This is a genomic window from Novosphingobium sp. YAF33 (assembly GCF_052113265.1).
Taxonomy (GTDB): domain Bacteria; phylum Pseudomonadota; class Alphaproteobacteria; order Sphingomonadales; family Sphingomonadaceae; genus Novosphingobium.
Map to the genome: position 1 here is coordinate 1 of NZ_JBFRCW010000012.1, position 21,156 is coordinate 21,156.

The following is a 21,156-nucleotide window of genomic DNA, read 5'->3' on the forward strand; positions in this document are numbered from 1 at the left end:
GCTATCGGCAGCGGGAAATCGGCTTCCGCTCCGCTACAGCCGCTTCCCCGCTGCCGATAGCTCCGCTACAGCCGCTTCCCCGCTGCCGATAGTGCCCAGCCTCAATCCGAGGCTGTTTGACTGAACCAACTGGCCCCTTTTTAAACCGGTGCCTGGCCCCATTTTATACCGGCGTTGACACCAAGACCCCGAACTCAGCCGGGTTCAGAGGATCTGGCGCTTGCTGATCCGGGCACCGGCGACCGAGCAGCTCGTAAGACATGGGGTAATCCTCAAAGCCGTCGAGGATATTCTGATTCGTGGATCGCGCACGGTACAGCTGAGCCTTGCGGAAGGCGTTGCCAGACATCCTGGGGAACGGGCCGGAATTCCGTTTCGCGATCAGCTCATATGGAGGGGCTGCGACAACAGCTTCGAATACGGCGTTAACGTACTCTGGCCGCTGACGCCGAGCCGCGCGGAAAACGGCGCAATGCGGATCTGGCCCGGAAGTCATTGCAGCGATGACCTTGAGCCTGCCACGCGATCAAGTGGCATCAGCATCCAACTGGAGCCCGGCGACGCGCTGCTTTACCTTGGCTCGACACTTCACAGCGCCGGCGCCAATGGCTCGGAAGCAGTTAGCCGGTCCATAACGATCGGCTATTGCCTTGATTGGCTGAAGCCCGCGGAAAATCCCTGGCTTGCGTATCCGCCGGAGGTGGCTCGCTCTTTCGCGCCCGAACTTGCAGCACTTGTCGGCTACCGGCGGCAGCTTACCTCGCTCGGCAGTTTCGAAGGGCAATGCCCTTCCGTCCTGCTCGATCCTCAAAAGGCGGCCGGGTTCGCTATCCGCGACCGGGCATGCTCCGGCAAATCTATCAGCATGCCCGCCGGCCGAAAGCTACGGTCATGAACGCCGGCACCACGGCAGAACGGGTTTACGACAGCCTCAAACGCACGCTGGCGAACGGCTCCTTCGCACCTGGCGCGAGGCTGGAGCCCGCTCGGCTCGCCCAGGAACTGAGCAGCAGCGCCACGCCGATCCGCGATGCCTTGAACCGACTGGCAGGGGAACGCCTGATAGAAATGCGGCCCAGCGATGGCTTTCACATCCCGAGGCTTAACGAGATCGGTCTGCGCGATCTTTACCGCTGGAACGAGGTATTGGCGCGAACTGCCCTGCGCATGAGCCGCAAATCGGAGCCCACAGGCGGGCACCATATCGCACCGATCGACGCCGCCGACCTGTTTGGATTTATCGCGGCGTCCTCGGGTAGCGGCGAAATCGTCAGCCAGGTCGCGTCGGCTAACGCGCGGCTAGCCTACGTGCGCCACGTCGAATCGAGCATAATAGAAGACACGGCCGACGAAATTGGTGACATCGCCACGGCCTTCTGGCAACGCTCCATATCGACCAGAATGCTTATACAACAATATCACAAGTCAAGACTTGCGATTGTTCCGACGATAATAGAGCTGATTTTTCAAGACACCCAGACCATCAGATAACATTCGTACTATAATTCCAATATACATTTAAAGTAATCAACTCAAAGCTGTAAAATCCTCGTTACCGCAATGCCGCGGTGTTTAACGAGGAAGTTGTCATGGAACGCAATGACGATGTGATCGAGCTGGGTACCGCCAGTATCGAAACCCAGGGCCTTGGCGGCCAGAACCCCGATGTGGCTATCGGTCAGGATGTCGCTGGCCTCTCCGACGACTGAGCAAGAGGGATGCGCGATCTCGTCGCGCATCCCTTTCGTCTTCCCCTCGATGTCGGGAAATTGCCCATGGCCTACTTGCTGCGAAACGGCCTTTCTTACTGCGCCGTGGAGGACAGGCTGGTTTTCCTCGATCTGCCTTCGGATCGCTACTTCTGTCTTTCTCCTGCAATCGAGACTGAATTCCGCAGGCTGGTAGATACACCTGCCGCCGATGGAGCCGCGTTGGAGCGACTGCTGCCCACAAACTTGGTCCTCCCACACGAATGGCAGCACGGCATTTCGCAACGCGACGCCCCGGCGGTTACCGGCGAAACACATGGGGAGCCGGAAAGAGTGACAGCGCTCGACAGCCTGTCCGCTGGCGGATGGATCCTGAGATGCAGAGCGCAACTGAAGGTGCGCGGCCTGGCAAGGACAATTCAGTATCTGATCGATCGAAAGGCGGCCGCCGGCAACGATGCCCCAACAATACCTGCACGCCATGAAAGTGACCCGACACTCGCGCGCGTCGCCGGCTCGTTCCACGTAGCGTCCCACTTCATTGGTACCCATAAGCGCTGCCTGCCGTGGTCGCTCGCTATCGCGCATCGATTGGTCTCGCAGCGGATCAGTCCGCTATTGGTTCTGGGAGTCCGGCTCACGCCTTTTGCGGCGCATGCCTGGGTTCAAGTGGACAGTACACTCATTGGCGAGCGGCGTGAGAGGACGGACATGTTCACGCCGATCCTGGTCGTATGACGAAGCGTAGATTTATCGCTGGCGTGGCCCTTGCCGAGCCAGACCGCGCTCGGTTGCTGGCAGCCGCGCGAAATCAAAGCCTCACGGTCGTGCTAGACCGACCTGACGTTGTCGCCGCCTGCGACGATGTAGCTTCCACGATTGATCTCGGCGAGGACGGCGTCATCATTGGCCCGCTTTACCAGTCCGGCACGCGCGAAGCACTGACCTCAGTCTCTGACTCTGTCCAGCGGGCCATCGTCAAATCGGCAGGGACCCGTTTGTTCGAGGCCTTTTGGGGCGACTATGTCGGCATAGTGAGAAGCGGGACCGGCACAAGCCTTGTGCGCGCACCATTCGGCAGCTTGCCGTGCCTGTTTCAGCGCCTGGGTTCCGGCATCGTCACAGGCTCCGACATCGATCTTCTCCGGCCCGCAAGCGGTACACCTTTCAGCCTCGATTTCGAAGCGATCGGGCGGCAGCTGATCCTTGGCGACGTTCGCCTTGCGACCACGTCGCTGCGCGGGATCGAGGAACTCCGGGGCGGATCCCGGTTGCTCGTGGGGCCATCCGAGGTCCGCGTCGAAGACATCTGGTCGCCGTGGACCTTTGCCGATGCAAGGCGGGCTATCGACGATCTCGAAGATGCTGCTCGTCGGCTTCGCCACGAATGCATCGCTGCCGTCGCCGCAAGGACGTCGACCTTACGCCATCCGCTGCTGATGCTTTCCGGGGGCTTGGACTCATCCATTCTGGCCGCGAGCCTCTCCGCCCGTGACCGTATGTTTTCCTGCCTCAACATGGCGACCAGGGATCATGCCGGCGACGAAGCGAGCTACGCGCGGCGGGTGGCTTCTCATGTCGGACGTCCCCTTCACGAGCGGGCCATGGCGGTCATGGAATATGACTTCGCGCGAATAGGCGCGGTTCGCACGCCGCGGCCGGTAGCGAGGGGCTACCAGCAACTTGTATTCGAAGCCGCAGCCCGCGCGTCAGGCGAACTGGGCTGCGACGGGATCATCGACGGGGGCGGCGGCGACAATGTATTCTGCTCTCTGCGCTCCGTAGCCTTTGCCGCCGACTGTCTCCTCGATGGGGACGGCACACAGCATTTCCGCAGGGTTTGCGGCGAGCTCGCTCAACTGGCGGAGGCATCCCGATGGCGCGTGGCCTGGAAAGCGCGGCGGCGCGCGTGGCAAAAAGCCTGCCCGTACAAGTTGCAGGAGGATCGCCGCCTGCTCTCGCCGGATGTGCAGGCACCGTGGCAGAACAATGCCGGACACCCTTGGCTGGAGCCGGCCGAGTTAGGCCTTCCTGGTCGCGGCGCGCACATAGCGATGCTTATCGCGGCGCAAGGATACGTCGAGGACGGTCCGCACGGTGCCAAGCTCAACTGCACAGCACCGCTCGTCACCCAGCCTCTGGTCGAGCATTGCCTCGCCATTCCGAGCTGGCACTGGTTCGCGCGGGGTAACAACCGGGCCGCGGCGCGCATTGCCTTCGAGGCTTGCCTGCCGCCTGACATCGCCTGGCGGCGCGGGAAAGGTAATCCCGAAAGCTTCCTGTTCTCACTTCTCGAGCGGAACCGGGAAGCCATGACCTCGCATCTGATGGACGGCGTTTTGGCGAGTGCGGGTGTGATCGACAAGGCCGCACTCGCCAGGGCGCTCAGGGACACAGAGCGCCTGAAGGGAACGACTTACGGAAGGATACTGCAGCTGGTCGATACGGAATCGTGGGCACGGGGGATCATGGCCGGCTAGCGGTCAGCGCCTTGTCCCGCAGTTCGCGCAGCCTTTCCCACCGAGCATATTGGCCGCGTTTCTCCGGGCCGGGATCGCGCTTGCCCTGCAGCCAGAATTCGAACCATTCGATGCTGCGCTGATAGGTCGCCAGCCGGTGTGCAGGCTGCCATTTGTTGTGATACTCGTCGGGATAGACGAACATTTCAGCCGGCTTGCCTGCTTCCCTAAGCGCTCCGAACGACGGGAGAGCCAGCAAGCTCTCGCGGTCGGCAAGTTGCAAGAGGACCGGTGTATTGATCTTGTGGGCGTTCACCGAAAGCGAAACCGGCCGCCAGTATTCGCGATCATTGTCGGCCGAAGGCGGCAGTCCGATTTTGATGTTGTGCTCGCCCCAGGCGAAGCCGCCGAGCACCAGCGAACTCAGCATGTCGTCGCAGCACGTACTCATGGCGGCGGCGGCAAAGCGATCCGAATTTACGAGCGCGAATTCGGTGGTCGAAGCTCCGTCGCTCAGACCGGTGATGCCGATGCGCTGAGGATCGACGAACCCTGTCGCGATGGCCTTGTCGATACCGCGATTCAGCGAGGAAAAAATGCTTCGCCGCTCAGCCCAGGCCTTGAATTGCACGGCCAGGGCCTGGTCCCATCCGGTCACATACGGTGCAATGGATGACACCGTCTGTGGACGCTCGAAGCTCAGGACAGCAAAGCCTTTCGCAGCGAGCGGAAAGATCGGATAATCATCGCCCGTGCCTCCGCGCAGGAATCCCAAGCTGTGGTACTGCGTGATGACGAGAGGCAGGCGCGTCTTCCCATCAAAGCCGGGCGGAAGCACAAGGTCGGCCCAGGCAGGAAGGCCCCGATCGTTGGTCCAGCGCAGCCTCTGGACCTTGCCCAGCCTGAACTCCGCGAATTCCGGATTGGGATCGAACACGGTGCGGCTTTTCCCCGAGGTGAGGTTGATTGCAACCACACGCCTCGGCGTGACGGCATTTTCCCGCCCGCAAACCAGTTCATTGGCGGCCGGCAGGCACCCTGTGAGAGCATCCAGAGTACGGGAAATCAACGCCACGCTATTATTCGCCGGGCTCCATCGATAGAGCCCCCATTCCTCGTTGTTCCATCCTTGCCGGCGCAGAAACAGGACAGACGTCCCGGCACGATCCCACCAGGCCTGAACGATCCGGCCGGCGCATGCAGCGTGCAAGCACGCCTGCTTCTCCTTGCCAGGAAACATGGCCCAAAGTCTGTGCCCACTCTCCGGATTAGCGCCCAGAGGCTCCCTCCACGCCGCTCCGCCCTCACCGGAACGAACCTTCAGCTCGTGGAGGCTTCCCGTGGAAGGGGAAGGGGTTACCCGCAAGCGCTCATCCTCGGTCGCTATTCTGGTCACACCAGATGACAGCTCGACGGTGAACGCCTTCGGAGGAACATCCCGGGCCCAAGCTGCGGGAGACCAAGCCTCATTAGGTAGAACGCTCGAGTCATAGAGCCAACCGGTACGCCCGGAGGCCTCGGTTCGGCGTCTAGACTCGAGCTCTCCTGGCCTGGCGAGGTAAGTTATGTGCGACCCGTCGGGCGACCAGGAGAAATCTTCGATATCGATATCGGAATGAGTGGCAGCATGACCCTCGCTGCCATCCAATCGGACCAGATAGATCTGCACTACTCCATCGATCTTCTTGCGATAGGCAATGCTTTCGCCGTCAGGCGACCAGGCTGGCGTTATCAACTGCGGAACGCCGGAGGTGATGAAAAGACCGCGGTAGACGCCTCTCGACAATGGGGGCGCGCCGCCAATATCAAGAACGCGCGACGCCGCCCCCCCATCGGCGCCTTTCCGATCAAGTGGCACAATCACGAGCGCACTGCAGATCGTATTTGCAGTGGGCTCGCCGCGCCTGACAACAAACGCGAGAAGACGCCCGTTGGGTGAAACGGCGAAGGGCGAGAACTTGCCGGGCACGACCTCCGAAAAACCGATATCGCGAAAGCGAACAAGATCCCCAGCCGCCATATCGCGATGCTCTCGCGCCGCAGGCGGACCAAACCTTGGCAGAATGTCGTCACAGGCAGCAAGCGCAGGCTGAGCTACGAGGCTCGCGAAAGCGACCGCAATCCCGCTAGATATCCTCCTTACCATTTCTTGGTTACCGAGAGACTGACCACACGGCCAAACGGTGAATAGTTCGTGCTGTCATAGGCGGTGTCGGTATAAGCGTTCGTCGCGATCGTATCGGGCTGGTCATTGAATAGGTTCTGCAGCGAAAAGATCACGTCGATGCCGGCGAGCACGCCCCGTTTTTCGTCCGGCCGGTATCGGATCGTGAAATCAACGGGCGCCATGCTCGCGACTTTCACCGGGACCGCCGTGCGCTTGTCCTCGACCGAACCGATGTAGTTAACCGCGGCAGTGAGAGTCACGCCGCCTCTTGCCCAGCCGAGCTCTCCCCGTCCGCGAAAATGGGGCGGATTGAACAATGTGCCCGCAAGCTGCGTGAATGCCTGCCCCGACTGCAGTTGCTGCTCGCTGTGGAGATAGCTGCCGTTGAGTCCGGCGCTCAGACGTCCATTGGCAAAGTCGACGCTGTAACGGCCAAGCACGTCGATGCCGTAGATGTTCTGCCGGCCGGCATTGATGTTGGAGTTGTCGACGATCGCAACCACGCTGCTCGGATCGTAGGCGGTGGTCGTCAGATTGGTGAACGACACCATCCGATCGATGACTGAATTCTGGTTAGCTTCGGCGGGATCGAGAGTGACGTAGTCCGCGTAGGCGAGATTGGTCAGTGCCTGACGGGGATAGGCCATCGGCGTGACAATGCGGTCCCGGTAGCGGATGTTGAAATAGCTGACCTCGAGTTCGGCGCCTGCCAGCGCCGCCGGATGGAATGCCATGGTTGCCGACCAGTTGGTTGATCGTTCAGGCTTCAACTCCGGATTGCCGCCGACGACATAGATGATCGTGCCCGTCGTGCCGCCGAAGGTGGTCGCGTTGTAGAGGTAGCCGGGCATCGGCATGTACTGTTCGTAGAAGGTCGGCGCCCGGAACGACTTGCCCCAGCTTGCCTTCAGCGTGACATCGGAAACGGGCGCGTAGATGAGCCCGAACTTGGGCGTCGTCACCGACCCCACATTCGAATAATGTTCGTAGCGCGCGGCCAGGCTGAGATCGAGGCTCTTGCCGAGCGGCGATCCCTGGTCCGGTGAGATCACCGGCACGCTGAGCTCGCCGAAAGCGTAAAGGCTGTCCCTCGTCCGATCGACAAATTCTGTGAGGCCGCGGTAGGTTTGCCGATTGAACATGTCGCGTCGTAATCCAGCGCCGACGGCGACCTTGGCCGCACCGGCCGGCAGGTCGATGAGCTTGCCATTGCCGCTCAGTTCCACATTCGCGGTCTCATTGCGGTAGAAACCGTATCCGGCATTCGTCGCTACCGCGCCGTATGTGGTGCCCACACTGTAATAGACCTTGTTCCAGCCATAGCTGCCAGCCAGAGAAACCTGCCAGTTGGCGGGTAGGTCGAGCGTCAGCGATGGTGCGAACGCCCAGGATTCGGATCGTTGAAACGAGTCGTACCGGCTTACCGACAGATCGCCTGCGGCATTGAGCGGAAGCGTCTGTTCCCGGCGCCGCTTGTTGTAGATGCCATCGAGATCGAGGGTCAGGCCGGGCGCCAGTCCCTGCCTGACGGTAACAGCGGCGTTGTGATGGCGCATGGAAGGGTAGACCTCGACTCCCGGTGTGCGATCCTCGAGATAAGACCGCTGGCTCGACCAGATACCCGAATTGCTCCCGTATTCGGCGGAGACGAGGGCACTCCCGGAGGACCAGACATTTCCGAACGTCGCGCCATACTGCTGCTGGAAATAGCCTCCGTCGGTCGAGCTACCGATCCGCGCTGTCGTTTCGAGCCCATCGAAATTCCGGCGAAGAATGATATTGGCGACACCCGCCACAGCATCCGATCCGAACAGCGCCGAGGAGCCGTCGGGAACGACATCGATGCGCTCGATCGCGCCGAACGGAATGGCAGAAACATCGACGCTCTGAATCGCCGCGTCGAAGCTCAGGCGGCGTCCGTCGAGCAGTGTAAGCGTGGCGTCGCTGCCGAGCCCGCGCAAGTTGATCGACGAGCCGCCTCCCATGTCGACGCTTTTGCCGCCCGTGACATTGGCGCCGACCCCTGGGTTCTGGCCGCCCGAAAAGTTCTGCGGGATGGCGCGGATGACGTCAGCTGCGCTCGACTGCCCCGCGTTGCGCATCTCCTCGCGCCCATAAGTCAGCTGTGTCGAGGCGACCGGCGCGCCGCGAATGCGCGACCCGGTCACGACGATACCCCCCTCTTCGGCATCGCTTTCCGCACGCTTGCTGACGACCACGCCGCCGGCCGAGCGAGTCGATTTCAGCCGTGTCCCGGTAAGGACAGAATCGATTGCTTCCTCGAAAGTCAGCTTGCCATCGACGGGCGGGGCCATCAGGTCACGGACTACCGCTTCGTCAACGCTGACATTGCGAGTGAAAAGCCGCCCGATGTCGCGCAGTGATGCGGGTAATGGTTGCGCGGGAAGGTGCACCTGGATCCTCGTATCGGCTTTCGCTGAGACCGGCACACAGGTCATCGTCGCGGCGGCAGCGATGCTGCAGCCCGCCAGTAAATGGTAACGCACTTTTGAACCTCCGTCCCCGGGGATCCGCTCTCAGCAGAACCCTTCAGAAGCCGGATCRCCGCCCTTCAAAAAACACCCTACCCCGGAAATGAAATAATCCTTCGAACGCACCGCGTCACCGCAAACGCTCGCAATTTGGGTTCCGGAGGCGGTCTTTATTTGCTCCCGGGCATATTCAAATGCGTCTCGCAAATTGCTCTCACTTGGGCCTCGAGCATCTCAATCCGCTGTACCAGCCACTCCAGCTCGACATCGCGGATGACGTAGTGCGGGGAATATCGCCCCTTGACGTAGGCCTGATAAAGCAATTCCCAGCACCGGTTCCCAAACTTGGTATCGCGCGGCCATACGGGGATGAGATCGCGCGCAATATCCTCGGCTCGCCCCCGCAGGAATTTGAGATTATGTGATTTCGGGCTGTAGAGCTTGAGAACCAGAAGTACGGTGTGGTAAAAGCTCTCAGTCGATTGGTGCAGCAGAAATGCAGCCTCGTTGCTCCAACCCTGCGAAATATAGAATTTCGCGCCCGCCAGGTGACGGCTGGCGGTTGCGAACCACTTGTCGAAGTGCTTCTTTGCCTCAAGGTGCGCCAGTCCGGTATCGACTGGCCTTGGCAATTCGAACTGTTGGGCCTCGAGTTCGTAGAGGACAACTCCCTCTCGCACGACATCGACAAAGAACGGCCTTCCTCGCGACAGCTGGAAGTTCACATCTGCCATCGAATGGACGGTGAGACCTACCGGCGCCGACAGCAATTTGGACACGTCGTGCGCGCGATTGAGATGGTCTTTTGCCTTACCCCAATATTCCGCTTCGTCGGCGAGGCGCTCGTCATTGACGACGACAAGGATGTCGAAGTCGGAGAAATAGCCTCCGATTGGATCCGCCACCCAGTCGCCGCGCGCATGCGAACCATAGAGGATCACTTTCATGATCCGCCCCTGCTTCTTCCAGCCCTGCGTCGCCAGAGCCAAAAGGTCCTCGAACTCAGCAAAGAGGATCTCGAGCACGCGTTTCAATTCCGCGCGCTTCTTCTCCGGGAGGTGCTCGAGATCGGTCTTCATAACAATCTGATTCTAGAGAAATTCAGCCGCAGGACAACACATTCGTGGAAGCCTATCGCGTGGCCCTCGCTGCCCGAAACCGATCGCCCCCGCTCGCTCACGCAAAACCACGCGCCGATCGCAAGCCCTTATCCCACACTTCACGTTCCCGATCGAGAACCATCCAAGATCGCAAAGCTGCCATCCTCGCGCGCCTCGACACGAAGGCCGAACGTTGCGGCCAGTTGGCGGGCGAAGCTTTCCGGGTCCGAGCGCCTGAACGCACCGGTGACTTTCATCGGCTGCGCAGAACGCAGTTCGAAAAGGACAGGGGTTGGGGCTGTTCGGTTGAAGGCTGCAACGGCTTCGCCGATATCCACACTGTCGAGAGCCAGCATGTCGTTCGGCCACTGCCTGTCAGCAGCTGCGATCGAGGTGGGTTTTGCTACGGATCCGCGTTCGATCGCAGTCCGCTCGCCAGCCGCAAGTTCCAAGCGTTTGCGGCCATTCCCACCGCTCGCATCGCGCACTTCGACAGCCCCCTGCAGCAAAGCGATCCTTACGGTGTTCAGCGTTAATTCCACATCGAAGAGGGTGCCATGGGCAATCACTCTGCCCGCCCCTGCTTCGACGATGAACGGCCGCCTCTCTTCATGGGCAACAGAAAAGCGTGCCCGTCCCACCAGCAGACGCAGGCGCCGCTCGCTGGGACCGTAGGAGATCTGCACCCGCGAACCGCGGTCCAGGATCAACTTCGACCCGTCTGGAAGGGAAATGTGCCGAGGGACCTCGTCCAGGGAAGCCACTTCTATTCGAGAAAGCGATTGGGGCTCGCCAAAACTGCGCTGCGCAACGATGAGAAGGAGCGCACCCGTGAGCATGAGACCTACCGCTGCCGCAGCATACTTGCGAAATGCAGTTCGCAGCACCCAGGGCTTGGCGACTTCGAGGTTCCTGTTCCGTACGGTGCCGGTACTGGCGAGGAACATCAATGTGTCGAAGGATCTCACCCGCCGCTCATAGGCCCGCGCGTGAGCGGGGACGGAGCGCCACTCCTCGAATTGCCCGCGAACGTCTGCAGCATCGGGCCCGCGCATCCGGATAAACCAGCCGTCGGCATCCTGATCGAGACTCATTCGGTTTCCACGAGTTTGATATCCTCCATCATGGGTTCCAGACGCCGGGTCACGTGACCGATCGCGCGGCTCATGTGCTTTTCGATCGTCTTAACACTAAGTCCCGTCCGGGTAGCAATTTCTGCATAGGTAAAACCATCAAAACGATGAGCCAGGAAGATTTCGCGGGTTCTCGGCGAAAGTTCTGCCATGATCGCCTCTAGCCTGACAAGCATGTCGCGTGCCTCGGAAGCCGCAACAGCATCGACGCCGACGATCGGAACATCGTCCGAACAGATGTGGAGGTTCTTGCAGCGACGCCGGTCATAACGTGCCTCGCTCCGGATCAGGTTGACTGTGGCCTGCCGCAAATACGCATCGGGCGCTTCCACTTCGAGCGGATTTCCCCTGCCTCTCACAGCAAGCCGAGAGAACAACTGCTGGACGATATCGGTTGCATGATCGGTGTGGATGTGCCGGACGGCAAATCGCACCAACTTATCGCGGTGGGACCGGTAAAGGCGATCGAGCCAATCCCCTTTCGCAAGTCGAACCTGATCTTCCGGTGGCAATGGGGCACCTTCGGCAATCCCTTGGTAATCAAGACACCCGTCGTCAATGTTCAGGCGCATGACATTGCCCCATGCTTAGCCGAACAGATTTCGAAGACGCGCATAGAGCGCGCATTCTGCTTGCCCAAAGCCATGGGCAGCTCTCCATCAGGAACCCGCACGGCAAGTGCCGACCGGGGCCAACAGTAGGAATCGTTTACCGACGTCTTTAGCCGAGCGGCCTGGACATTCACGCCAGCGGCCCGGATGCACGCACCGAGCGATTTTTCCTGAAAGGCGGTTGGTTCGCCTTCGCGCCGTTTGCTGGCGCAGTGGCAGTCTTACGGATGGAAGCTGTCAAGGCAAGCAGCAGGTTGAAAAAAATGCCGGGCGTGAGGATACCATGCCTTGAGGCTGGGCCGAGACCTTTAGTCGCAGACCTGAACATACGTCTCAGCCGCCCGGCCAATTCTTGTCGCTTAGGCCCGTCAGTCTCTGTGATGTTGACTTACGCTGTCCCCTCACAGGACGCCAAACGATCTCGATACCAACGAGTTTGGATCGCCGCCACGATCCACAGGATCATGCTATCGATGCTGACGAACGCAGAATTAAATTTTTGAAGTATCGCAAGATCGCACTTGGAGTTTAGCGGGAAGGCGACGATGAGCGAAAAGGGTCCTGAGAGTCTTGGTACGTCTCCCGCGAGACATGGCATCCTTCATGGGTGCTCAGCCGGGCACCACGAAGAACCGTCTCATTTCGGATGATGGCAGGGAGGAGGCGCGCGAGCGGGATTTTGAGCCTCAATTTTTTGTGCTGATCCGCTGATTTCCAGATCGAATCCGTCTATACTGGGATGTTCGGCGTCACGCGGGCGCAATTCATCTCTCGAGCCAAGCCAGTCGTTGGCGAGCGAACGATCGCTGCGTCGTCCGGTCGTTCAGGAAACAGGCCTCACTTATGGGCAATGGCGTCAGCCACTTCGCCTGCTGCTCACGATCCGTACGCCGGCAGGCGGCGAAAACGTGCAGCAGGTTTCCGGGATGTCGGGCTACGCTTCTGTGACGGCATTCATCACGACGTTCAAAAAGGCCTCGGGCACGGCACCGTCGCGCTATGTCACGCAGCGCTGAACGCCCTCCCCCTTTTTTCGCCCTTCTCGCTATGCTTGGGAGGACGAATGGTCACTTCAACGTATAACGCGCACCTTCGAGCAGACGAGGAACGACATGCATAGGCTGCAGTCAACTGCACTTTGCCAGGCCTGACCGGCAAAGCGGGGGCATAACGCAGACAGAACCGCCAAAATAGCGCGCCAATGCGATCCGCACTGACGTCTCGCTGCCACGGCCGAACAATGGCCCGTCTTCGCCATACCTCCGTCAGCAGATTGCTCGGTCGATAAGGTCGTGATCGACCGCTACCTGTCCATCGAGCATGAGCATCGCCAAGCCGTGGACGAGCGCCCAGGCCTGAACCGCGTGAACGGCCTGCTCGCCGCCTCCCCGCGCGGCGGCCGCCGCCGCATTGGCCTGCAAAAGGCTATGCGCTTCCGAGTGGATATCGCCTTGCACTTTGCCCTGAGACAGCGCCGGCGATGCGAAGATGAGGCGAAATAGCGCCGGGTTTGCCAGTGCGAAACGGACATAGGCCCGGCCCGTTTCCTTGAAGCCCGCTTTTCCGCCGCCGACAGCCTCGGAGGCCGCCCGTTGCGCCGCGCCAAGCTGCGCCAGCCCTTCGAGGGCGAGCGCCGTCATTAGCGCCTCCTTGTCCGGAAAGTGGCGATAGACCGACGTGGCGCTCACGCCCACCGATCGGGCGATTTCGCGCAGCGACAGCGAATCGGCCTCTCGCTCGCCTAGCATCCGCAGGCCTTCGGAGATCAGACTCTGGCGCAGATCTCCATGATGATAGGGCTTTTTCTTTATGTTGACACTGTTAGCTTCTGCACTCATAGTAACACCGTAAACATTGGAGGCGCGTATGGGAAGCCTAGTCGAAAACATGATCCGGGACACCGTTGGCAAGGGTGTGGAAGCGCTGGCGGGATTCAACCGGAAACGGTTGGCCGCGCCAGTCGGCGGAAACCCTTTCCTCACCGGCATTCATACGCCGATGGATGAAGAGCTGACGCTGTTCGAGCTTTCCGTAACCGGCACCATCCCTATGGGGTTGGGCGGACGATACCTGCGGATTGGGCCCAACCCGGTGAACGCCGATCCCGCCTCCTATCACTGGTTCATCGGCGACGGCATGGTCCATGGCCTGGCCATCGAGGCCGGCAAGGCACTGTGGTATCGCAACCGCTGGATCCGCTCCAACGCTGTTGCCAAGGCGCTGGGCAAGGAACCTGCGCCCGGCCCTCGCCATCGGTTCGATACGGTGAACACCAATGTGGTCGGCATCGCCGGGCGCACTTTCGCGCTGGTCGAAGGCGGCAGCTATCCCGTCGAACTGGGCGAGGATTTGGCCGATCAGGCCTACGATCCCTTCGACGGATCGTTGCACGGCAGTTTCACCGCGCATCCGCATCTCGATCGCCAAACGGGCGAGAACCACGCGATCTGCTACGACGGCCGCGATCCCGGCATCATCCGTCACGTCGTGGTCGATGTCGGTGGTCAGGTCGTCCGAGAGGAGCCTGTTTCAGTGCGTCATGGACCGATGATCCATGACTGCGCGATCACCGAGCGCTTCGTGGTGATCCTCGACCTGCCAGTGACCTTTTCGATGAAGACGCTGATCGAAGGCCACGGTTTTCCCTATCGATGGAATCCAGAGCACCCGGCCCGCGTCGGACTATTGCCCCGGCACGGCACCGAGGATGACATAGTGTGGTGCTCGGTGCCGCCAGGCTACGCGTTCCATGTCGCCAACGCCTATGACGCGCCGGACGGCCAGGTCGTCCTCGACCTTTGCGTCTATCACACGATGTTCGACGATGCCGTTGCCGGCCCGAATTCGCGGTGTCGCGGCTTGGAGCGCTGGACCATCGATCCGGTGCGCCAATCGGTGGAGATCGAGACAATCGATAGCGCGGCTCAGGAGTTTCCCCGCATCGACGAGCGCTTCTTCGGCCAGCCTCATCGCTTCGTTTGGAGCATCGCCACGCCCGAGGTGCCAAGCGAGCAGTTCATTGGCGCAACCGCGATCTTCGCGCACGAAACAACAACCGGCGCCCGCACCGTTCACGATTTCGGACCGGGACGCTTTCCAGGCGAATTCGTCTTCGTCCCGGAAAGCCACGACGCGCCTGAGGGGCACGGCTGGCTGATTGGTCTCGTGGTCGATCTTCCCAACGATGCTACCGATCTCGTGATCCTTGATGCCCGCCGCTTCGCCGAGGAACCGGTCGCCACAATCCACCTTCCGCACCGGATCCCACCGGGCTTTCACGGCAACTGGTTTCCCGCAGGCGGCGCGCGGTGACGGCCGCCCCTCCCCTAGAACCGACTGGCCAGAGCACGATGAACACCATCCGCCCTCTCGACTGGCTCCGGCGCCGCGGGCCTGCCTTCGCGCTGGATTGCGCCATCAATATCGCGGCTCCGCTGGCGATCTACCATCATACGCAGGGGCGCTGGGGAGAGCTCAACGCCTTGCTGGCTTCCTCGATACCGCCGCTTCTTTGGGGTATCGGCAGCTTTCTGCGCACCCGGCGCATCGACGCGCTTTCGGTGCTTGCCGTCGTCGGCATCGGCCTGTCGACGGTGGCCTTTATCGGCGGCGGATCGGCGCAGATGCTGCAATTGCGCGAGAAGCTGGTGACGCTGATCATTGGCCTTGCCTTCCTGGCATCGGCGGCGATCGGCAAGCCGCTGATCTATCCACTGGCCCGCGCGACGATCGCGCGTCAATCGCAACAGGCGCTCGCCGATTTCGACGCCAAGGGCAACGACGCGCTCGTGCGGCACACCGTGATGATGATGACATGGGTCTGGGGTATCGGCCTATTATTGGATTTTGCCCTATCGGCGGCGATGATCTACATACTCTCGATCGAGCAATATATCGTGGCCGGTCCGATCCTCGGCTATGTCATGATCGGAGGTTTGATGCTCTGGACGATCCTGTACCGCCGTTATCGGACACGATACGCCGATGCCGTGCGCGCCCAGGCCAAGGCGTTTGGCAGGGGGACGGCAAGCGGCATCGCAGACGACTGACCGCCCCCATCAGCTCATATATTCATTTCAGCAGACGACGACGCGCGTGAACCTGACGCTCTCATCGCCCCGTTCGTGGAGGAAAACGCCTGTGCGCTCCTGTAGATTGCGAAGTCCTGCGGATCGACGGTGACAGACCCCATCGGCCATGTCGATCCGCAGCTGTCCTGGAACGGCCGGTACTCTTGGCTTCTGGTACGTCGCGGGACGCAGCCTCGGAGGCGAGAGGCCGAAACGCTGGGCCAGTCAGCCTGGACATTGTATGACGCTGCCTCCAAACAGGTTGGCAAGTTGGTTTAGCTCTTTAAGCACCAAACCCGCGGGGCGGCTCCGCTTGGCCACCTCATTTCCGGCATTCGGGCATTGATTTCCATACCAGCGGGGATCTTTCAGATGCGGATCGACTGCTTCCTGTTCCTACCTTGCTCGGCGCCGACATTCGGAGCGCGCCCGGCGCTACCGGCTAAGATTTCGGCCGAAAGTTCGAATGGATTCACCATTATCTGAGTCCGGTAAGCACCGCGATTATGGTCGCGATCCTGATCGTCTACCTCTATCGGGCGTTCTGGCTTTGAGAGGCTTGAGAGCCGATTGAGATAGCCGTCAGCGCTTCGACGGCCGAAGCGGTTTCGCGGTTCCGCGGGAAGAGGATGGTTCGGCACGCTGGCGCGGCTGGAAAGCGGCAAGCGGCGAGAAACGTTTGCATTTCATCAGATGCCTTGAAGAGTCCGCGGCATCAATCCATCTCACCGGGGCAAACCTGAAACATGCGAGCCAAGGATACGATGACGACAGATTCCGCTATCGCCCCTGAAACCCGTGCCTTCGAGGCGGATGTCTCCAAGCTGCTGCACATGATGGTCCACTCCGTCTACTCGGACCGGGACGTGTTCCTGCGAGAGCTCATCTCGAATGCCGCCGACGCTTGTGAGAAGCTGCGCTATGAAGCGATCGCCGACCCGTCGCTCCTGGGAGAGGAACCGCAACCGCAGATCACTATCACGCTGGACAAAGACGCCGGAACGCTGAGCATCGCGGACAACGGCATTGGCATGACAGCTGCCGACATGGGCGAGACACTCGGCACTATCGCCCGCTCCGGAACCAAGGCTTTCATGGACAAGCTCTCCGCGGATAAGAACGGAGAAGGCCAGCAACTCATCGGTCAGTTCGGCGTCGGGTTCTACTCGGCGTTCATGGTGGCGGACAGAGTCGATGTCGTATCGCGCCGTGCCGGTCAAAGTGACGCGGCCAGCTGGTCTTCCGATGGCCTTGGCACCTACACCATCGCGCCCGTCGATCCGGACCAGGCGCCGGCACGCGGGACCAAGGTCACTCTCCATCTTCTCGATGATGCGAAGAGCTATGCAGAGCGCTACAATGTCGAGCGCATCGTCAAGGCACAGTCCGGCCATGTGCCGGTTCCGATCTTTATCGAGGAAGCCGGAAGCGACGACGAAGCTCGGCAGGTCGCCGACGGCGCGGCGCTGTGGACCAAGCCCAAGTCCGAAATCAGCGAAGACGATTACACCGACTTCTACCGCAGCGTGGCGGGCCAGTTCGATAAGCCCGCCCTCACGCTTCACTACCGGGCAGAAGGACGCCACGAATATTCGGTGCTGACCTTCATTCCGGAGAGCAAGCCGTTCGATCTGTTCGATCCCGATCGCAACGGGCGCATCAAACTCTATGTCCGCCGCGTGTTCATCACCGACGAAGCGGAAATCCTGCCGCGCTACTTGCGCTTCGTACGCGGTCTCGTCGATTCCGCGGACCTTCCCCTCAACATGTCGCGCGAGATGATCCAGAACAGCCCCGTCCTTTCCGCAATTCAGAAGGGCGTCAGCAACCGCGTTCTCTCCGAGCTGGAAAAGCTGGCGGACGCCGAGCCCGAACGCTACGCGGCGATCTGGGAAAACTTCGGGGCCGTGCTGAAAGAAGGGCTTTATGAGGACTATGCCCGGCGGGAGACCCTGCTCGGCCTTGCGCGCTTCAAGACAACCACCTCGAGCGGCAAGTGGCGCTCGCTCAAGGAATACGTCGCCTCGCTGAAGGAAAACCAGACTGCGATCTATTACGCGACGGGAACTGATCTCGACCGGATCACCGATTCTGCGCAGCTTGAAGGTTTCAAGGCACGCGGTCTTGAGGTCCTGCTGCTGCCCGACCAAATCGACAATTTCTGGACATCGATGGGCGCGGACTACGAAGGTAAGCCCTTCAAATCTGTTACGCAGGGTGCGGCCGATCTCAGCCTTATTCCTTTGGCAGACGGCCATGAGCCAGCCAACACCACCACCCCCGAAAATGTGACGGAATTCGTCGATTTCGCAAAGGTAGCGCTGGCGGACTACGTGTCCGATGTTCGGATCTCCGACCGCCTGACCACGAGTGCCGTTTGCATTGTCGCCCCGGATGACGCGATGGACCTCCAGCTCGAGAAGGTGATGGCTTCTGCCGGCAGGGCGCCGGAGCGGGCGAAGCCCATTTTGGAGGTCAACGCCGGACACGCACTCATCGGCAAGCTGGCGCAGAGCAGCGCCAGCGACGATGAGCGGCGCGACATTTCGTTGCTTCTACTCGATCAGGCACGGATCGCCGAAGGCGAAGTGCCGCCCGACCCGCGGGCATTCGTGAACCGTCTTGAGCATTTGATGGCCAAGAGTCTTTGAGACCATCTGAGGGGAGCCACGTGGCTCCCCTCTACATTGCAAGCTTGTCTGCCTTCATGATCCTTGATGCTCGTGGGCTGCACCGGCACGCAACTCTGCATCCGGCGCGTCACTGGAGGAGAGGCCTTGTTCGCAACGCGCCGCAGCGCCGAAGCCTGAACCAAAGCGCTACACGCTAGGTTACCCGAGCTTATTGATCAGCCTTCCGGCAGCTCCATGCTCGTCCGCGAGGTTGCGGCCCTAGGCGAGCGGCATTTGCGGGCTCTTCCAGCGCAGCGCGTCCATGATGCAGGTGAGGTCTTCACCCCTGGCAAACAGGTCCTGGTTCAGCCCAGCCCGTGTCGAGTGCGCCGATAATCCCGGGAGCAGTCGCGCCGGATCGTGCCCGGTCAGATCCCGCAGACCGCCGCGATCGAAGGCGCGCTGGATGATCGTCAGGAAGAGCGGACCGATCGAGCGCGGATGCAGCGGCTTCACGCCGATATCGTATGCCACCCGCGCCGGCACTGCCGGCATGTACAGAGTTTTACGAAGATCTGAGGCTTGGCCGCCGGAGATGATCTCGATCCGGCGGCCCTTGACCGCCGAGTGCGCCTTGTAGCGTCGCGCCTGGACGCGCCGGAACGGCGCGCCCTCAGTAATCTCGGCCGCCGCTGCCCACGCCAAGATCGCGGCGACGCTGCGCGGGCTCAGGATCGATCGCTTCGGCGAGGTGCTCGATCGCCAACCCGCAGAGTTCGGACGCGCGCAGCTCGGTGTTATAGGCCGTCGACAGTTGAGCCTGATCGCGCAGACCCGGCAGATCCTCGGGACCGCTGTCGAGCAGTGCGAGGATGTTGAGCCCGCGCGGCGCTTCACTTGCGACATCGCGCACCTGCCCCTTTGAATCACAGCGGCCACGCGTGGGCCCGCGCCTTACGGATCACCGCGAGCCGCAGCCTGACCAGCGGCGCTGCAGTCGGGTCGGCGACGCCAAGCAACTTATCGGGACTAGCGATCGATGCCTTTTAACAGTGAAGCCGGCTTGCTCCCTTGCTGGCCCGCGCATTGAGATAGTCCGCGACCACTTCGGGTGATCTCGAGGTCGGTGAGCGCCTTCGGCTTTGTCGATCTAGGGGTATTGCCAGAATGGTACGCCAAAACTACCCCAATCCAAATGGCTTTGGGCACACAGAGCGGGACACAGCGAACGCACGACGGCCTGCCTGGATGTTTAAAAGTGTTTGATATCTTGAAAAGGTAGTCGCCCGTGGACACTACCGGACGGTGCGGGCCGATTGGGCATGCATGGGATTGCTTGCGGAAGTGCGATTTGAAGCGACGGCTGCAAAATCAAAGTTTTTTCGAGCGATCTCATCCGGCCGCATCCAAAGTGGCCTCCAGCCCATGGGCGCCGTTGCAGTACCGAAACAAACAGATACAATGCAGTGATGCAGATGCGGATCCACGTCCAGCGCAAGCGCGTCCTTTCAACGGAGCCCAGCGAAATAGAACGGCTGGACTTGAGTGCCTACTCCGGCGCCGCCGATGTTCAGGTGGCTCTTTTACGAGAAGAGGACGGCATATGGCTCACCATAATCCAGGAAACCCCGGTTCCCCTCAATCAGATTCCGCTCCTGCCGGGTTTTCGCCGGGTCTGGCTAAGACCGGCACGTAAACCTACCAGGCTGCTCAACTGAACCGGAATCGCTGCTATCTCCCCGATATTGGCGTCTGTCCTGAGGCTTTGCCAACTCCGGTCTGGTTTTAAGGCGCAGGTCACGCCTGTTCGGTGCCAGGCATGATTGATCGGCTGCCTCGCACGACCGACAGAGATGCAAATCAGGAAGGCGCCTGAAGCAAAAGAGCCCGAATCGGGACCTGTTATTTCGAAAAGCTAGCAATCCGCATGCGGCGCGTCCCTGCTGCTTGGCCCTTGGGTTGCGCCAAGTTCGGGGTCAACGCACCCGGCGAAATCCCAAGCACTACGCCAATTGCGGCAGAAATCGCAGCTTTCCATCATTTCTCGTTCCTTCGGGTCGGGAACACGGGTCCGCGCATGCGCATTCGAGCCTGATCATATGGCCGCTGAAGAGCGATAATCTCGGTATATGAACCGGATAACCATTGATCGATATCGTCGCGCTCGAGGATCGTGATCATCGCCTTTGGATGGATCGGCCTGATCAATTCATTGGCATCGCAAGTCACCATGGTGAAGGCGTCGCCGATTTCCGTACGCTGCCAGAAACCTGCCACCGCGAACACCGGCTGATCCTCCAGGGAAAACCACATCTCGCCTTTGAGCGGCGGTTTACCGTCCCCAAGATCATGCCTTTCTGGTGTAAATTCGCAGAACTCTGTCAGTGGCACGATGCAGCGGTTCTTCGTATCCTCGGCAAGCGCCCGCCATTGCGGCAAGCCAAGGTTTCGCACGTTCGTCATCGGCCAGGCGCCTTTCCCGCCCAGCACGTCCCAGCTCATTACGTCCCAGCCCCGAACGCCGTCCTGCTCGCGCACCACATAGGCCCTGCCCTTAGGCCTCAGCTCCTGCGGGTCGAAGCGGTTGTCGCGCGGCCGTTCGTGGAAGAGTTCGGCGATCGAGCCAAAAAGAGTTTCCGGCTCTCCCATGAAGCGGGCACGGTTGCACATGGCATTGCTCCTGATCGCTACCCTGCCCCTTGTAGGGAGCACACTGCGCGATAGCATATCGCATGCATGAGAACGGAGCTGCGAGAGAATTGCTCCCACCGGGGCCTATGATGGCCCGCCTTCCTCATACCTG

At 60.7% G+C, this 21,156-nt stretch carries 19 protein-coding genes; 10 read left to right on the forward strand and 9 right to left on the reverse strand.

What is annotated here, in order from left to right; translation table 11 throughout:
- Nucleotides 1-220 precede the first annotated feature (220 nt).
- The 5 genes from AB4Z00_RS21075 (at nucleotide 221) to AB4Z00_RS21095 (ending at nucleotide 4,189) form a co-directional block, all read left to right on the forward strand.
- A complete protein-coding gene (locus AB4Z00_RS21075; RefSeq protein WP_442047087.1) occupies nucleotides 221-895 on the forward strand; it encodes a phytanoyl-CoA dioxygenase family protein in 675 nt (224 codons plus the stop codon).
- Nucleotides 892-1,491 (forward strand): GntR family transcriptional regulator, encoded by a 600-nt coding sequence (locus AB4Z00_RS21080; protein WP_442047088.1) that lies wholly within the window; start codon nucleotides 892-894, stop codon nucleotides 1,489-1,491. Before AB4Z00_RS21075 ends, AB4Z00_RS21080 begins: the two co-directional genes overlap by 4 nt.
- Nucleotides 1,492-1,589: 98 nt before the next feature.
- Nucleotides 1,590-1,709, forward strand: a complete 120-nt coding sequence (locus AB4Z00_RS21085) for a benenodin family lasso peptide (RefSeq protein ID WP_442047089.1) — start codon at nucleotides 1,590-1,592, stop codon at nucleotides 1,707-1,709.
- Nucleotides 1,710-1,718: 9 nt separating this feature from the next.
- Nucleotides 1,719-2,447, forward strand: coding sequence for a lasso peptide biosynthesis B2 protein (locus AB4Z00_RS21090; RefSeq protein WP_442047090.1), 729 nt, complete (start codon nucleotides 1,719-1,721; stop codon nucleotides 2,445-2,447).
- A 23-nt stretch (nucleotides 2,448-2,470) separates the two neighbouring features.
- Complete coding sequence (locus tag AB4Z00_RS21095; protein ID WP_442047091.1) at nucleotides 2,471-4,189, forward strand: asparagine synthase-related protein; 1,719 nt, start codon at nucleotides 2,471-2,473, stop codon at nucleotides 4,187-4,189.
- Here the strand turns inward: AB4Z00_RS21095 and AB4Z00_RS21100 are convergent.
- The 5 genes from AB4Z00_RS21100 to AB4Z00_RS21120 all read right to left on the reverse strand — a co-directional run bounded on the left by AB4Z00_RS21100 (nucleotide 4,176) and on the right by AB4Z00_RS21120 (nucleotide 11,632).
- Nucleotides 4,176-6,314 carry an Atxe2 family lasso peptide isopeptidase gene (locus tag AB4Z00_RS21100; RefSeq protein WP_442047092.1) on the reverse strand — a complete coding sequence of 713 codons (2,139 nt, stop codon included), beginning with the start codon at nucleotides 6,312-6,314 and terminating at the stop codon, nucleotides 4,176-4,178. The two genes, AB4Z00_RS21095 and AB4Z00_RS21100, sit on opposite strands and share 14 nt — an antisense overlap.
- Nucleotides 6,308-8,842 carry a TonB-dependent receptor plug domain-containing protein gene (locus AB4Z00_RS21105; protein WP_442047093.1) on the reverse strand — a complete coding sequence of 845 codons (2,535 nt, stop codon included), beginning with the start codon at nucleotides 8,840-8,842 and terminating at the stop codon, nucleotides 6,308-6,310. The genes AB4Z00_RS21100 and AB4Z00_RS21105 overlap by 7 nt, the downstream gene beginning before the upstream one ends.
- Nucleotides 8,843-8,997: 155 nt before the next feature.
- Entirely contained in the window at nucleotides 8,998-9,906 is a 909-nt protein-coding gene (locus tag AB4Z00_RS21110) for a HEPN domain-containing protein (protein WP_442047094.1), read from the reverse strand.
- Between the two features lie 140 nt (nucleotides 9,907-10,046).
- Entirely contained in the window at nucleotides 10,047-11,021 is a 975-nt protein-coding gene (locus tag AB4Z00_RS21115) for a FecR family protein (protein ID WP_442047095.1), read from the reverse strand.
- Nucleotides 11,018-11,632 (reverse strand): RNA polymerase sigma factor, encoded by a 615-nt coding sequence (locus AB4Z00_RS21120; RefSeq protein ID WP_442047096.1) that lies wholly within the window; start codon nucleotides 11,630-11,632, stop codon nucleotides 11,018-11,020. The genes AB4Z00_RS21115 and AB4Z00_RS21120 overlap by 4 nt, the downstream gene beginning before the upstream one ends.
- An 827-nt stretch (nucleotides 11,633-12,459) precedes the next feature.
- Between AB4Z00_RS21120 and AB4Z00_RS21125 the strand changes: the two genes are divergently transcribed.
- Nucleotides 12,460-12,687: a helix-turn-helix domain-containing protein gene (locus AB4Z00_RS21125; protein WP_442047097.1), complete on the forward strand. Its 228-nt coding sequence runs from the start codon at nucleotides 12,460-12,462 to the stop codon at nucleotides 12,685-12,687.
- Nucleotides 12,688-12,936: 249 nt separating this feature from the next.
- Here AB4Z00_RS21125 and AB4Z00_RS21130 read toward each other — a convergent pair whose 3' ends face one another.
- Complete coding sequence (locus AB4Z00_RS21130; RefSeq protein ID WP_442047098.1) at nucleotides 12,937-13,560, reverse strand: TetR/AcrR family transcriptional regulator; 624 nt, start codon at nucleotides 13,558-13,560, stop codon at nucleotides 12,937-12,939.
- A gap of 25 nt (nucleotides 13,561-13,585) precedes the next feature.
- On the opposite strand from AB4Z00_RS21130, the gene AB4Z00_RS21135 reads away from it, so the two are divergent.
- The 3 genes from AB4Z00_RS21135 to htpG all read left to right on the forward strand — a co-directional run bounded on the left by AB4Z00_RS21135 (nucleotide 13,586) and on the right by htpG (nucleotide 18,392).
- Nucleotides 13,586-14,983: an 8'-apo-carotenoid 13,14-cleaving dioxygenase gene (locus AB4Z00_RS21135; RefSeq protein ID WP_442047099.1), complete on the forward strand. Its 1,398-nt coding sequence runs from the start codon at nucleotides 13,586-13,588 to the stop codon at nucleotides 14,981-14,983.
- Nucleotides 14,984-15,021: 38 nt separating this feature from the next.
- Nucleotides 15,022-15,720 (forward strand): VC0807 family protein, encoded by a 699-nt coding sequence (locus AB4Z00_RS21140; protein ID WP_442047100.1) that lies wholly within the window; start codon nucleotides 15,022-15,024, stop codon nucleotides 15,718-15,720.
- Between the two features lie 785 nt (nucleotides 15,721-16,505).
- The gene (gene htpG, locus AB4Z00_RS21145) at nucleotides 16,506-18,392 is read left to right on the forward strand and encodes a molecular chaperone HtpG (RefSeq protein ID WP_442047101.1); all 1,887 of its coding nucleotides are present in this window, start codon (nucleotides 16,506-16,508) and stop codon (nucleotides 18,390-18,392) included.
- A 240-nt stretch (nucleotides 18,393-18,632) separates the two neighbouring features.
- Here the strand turns inward: htpG and AB4Z00_RS21150 are convergent, their stop codons facing one another.
- Nucleotides 18,633-19,058 (reverse strand): hypothetical protein, encoded by a 426-nt coding sequence (locus AB4Z00_RS21150; RefSeq protein ID WP_442047102.1) that lies wholly within the window; start codon nucleotides 19,056-19,058, stop codon nucleotides 18,633-18,635.
- Complete coding sequence (locus tag AB4Z00_RS21155; protein ID WP_442047103.1) at nucleotides 19,027-19,266, reverse strand: hypothetical protein; 240 nt, start codon at nucleotides 19,264-19,266, stop codon at nucleotides 19,027-19,029. Before AB4Z00_RS21155 ends, AB4Z00_RS21150 begins: the two co-directional genes overlap by 32 nt.
- A gap of 556 nt (nucleotides 19,267-19,822) precedes the next feature.
- Here AB4Z00_RS21155 and AB4Z00_RS21160 point away from each other — a divergent pair.
- Complete coding sequence (locus AB4Z00_RS21160; protein ID WP_442047104.1) at nucleotides 19,823-20,071, forward strand: hypothetical protein; 249 nt, start codon at nucleotides 19,823-19,825, stop codon at nucleotides 20,069-20,071.
- Nucleotides 20,072-20,390: 319 nt separating this feature from the next.
- On the opposite strand, the gene AB4Z00_RS21165 is transcribed toward AB4Z00_RS21160, so the two are convergent.
- Nucleotides 20,391-21,023, reverse strand: coding sequence for an SOS response-associated peptidase family protein (locus AB4Z00_RS21165; protein WP_442047105.1), 633 nt, complete (start codon nucleotides 21,021-21,023; stop codon nucleotides 20,391-20,393).
- Nucleotides 21,024-21,156: the final 133 nt, after the last annotated feature.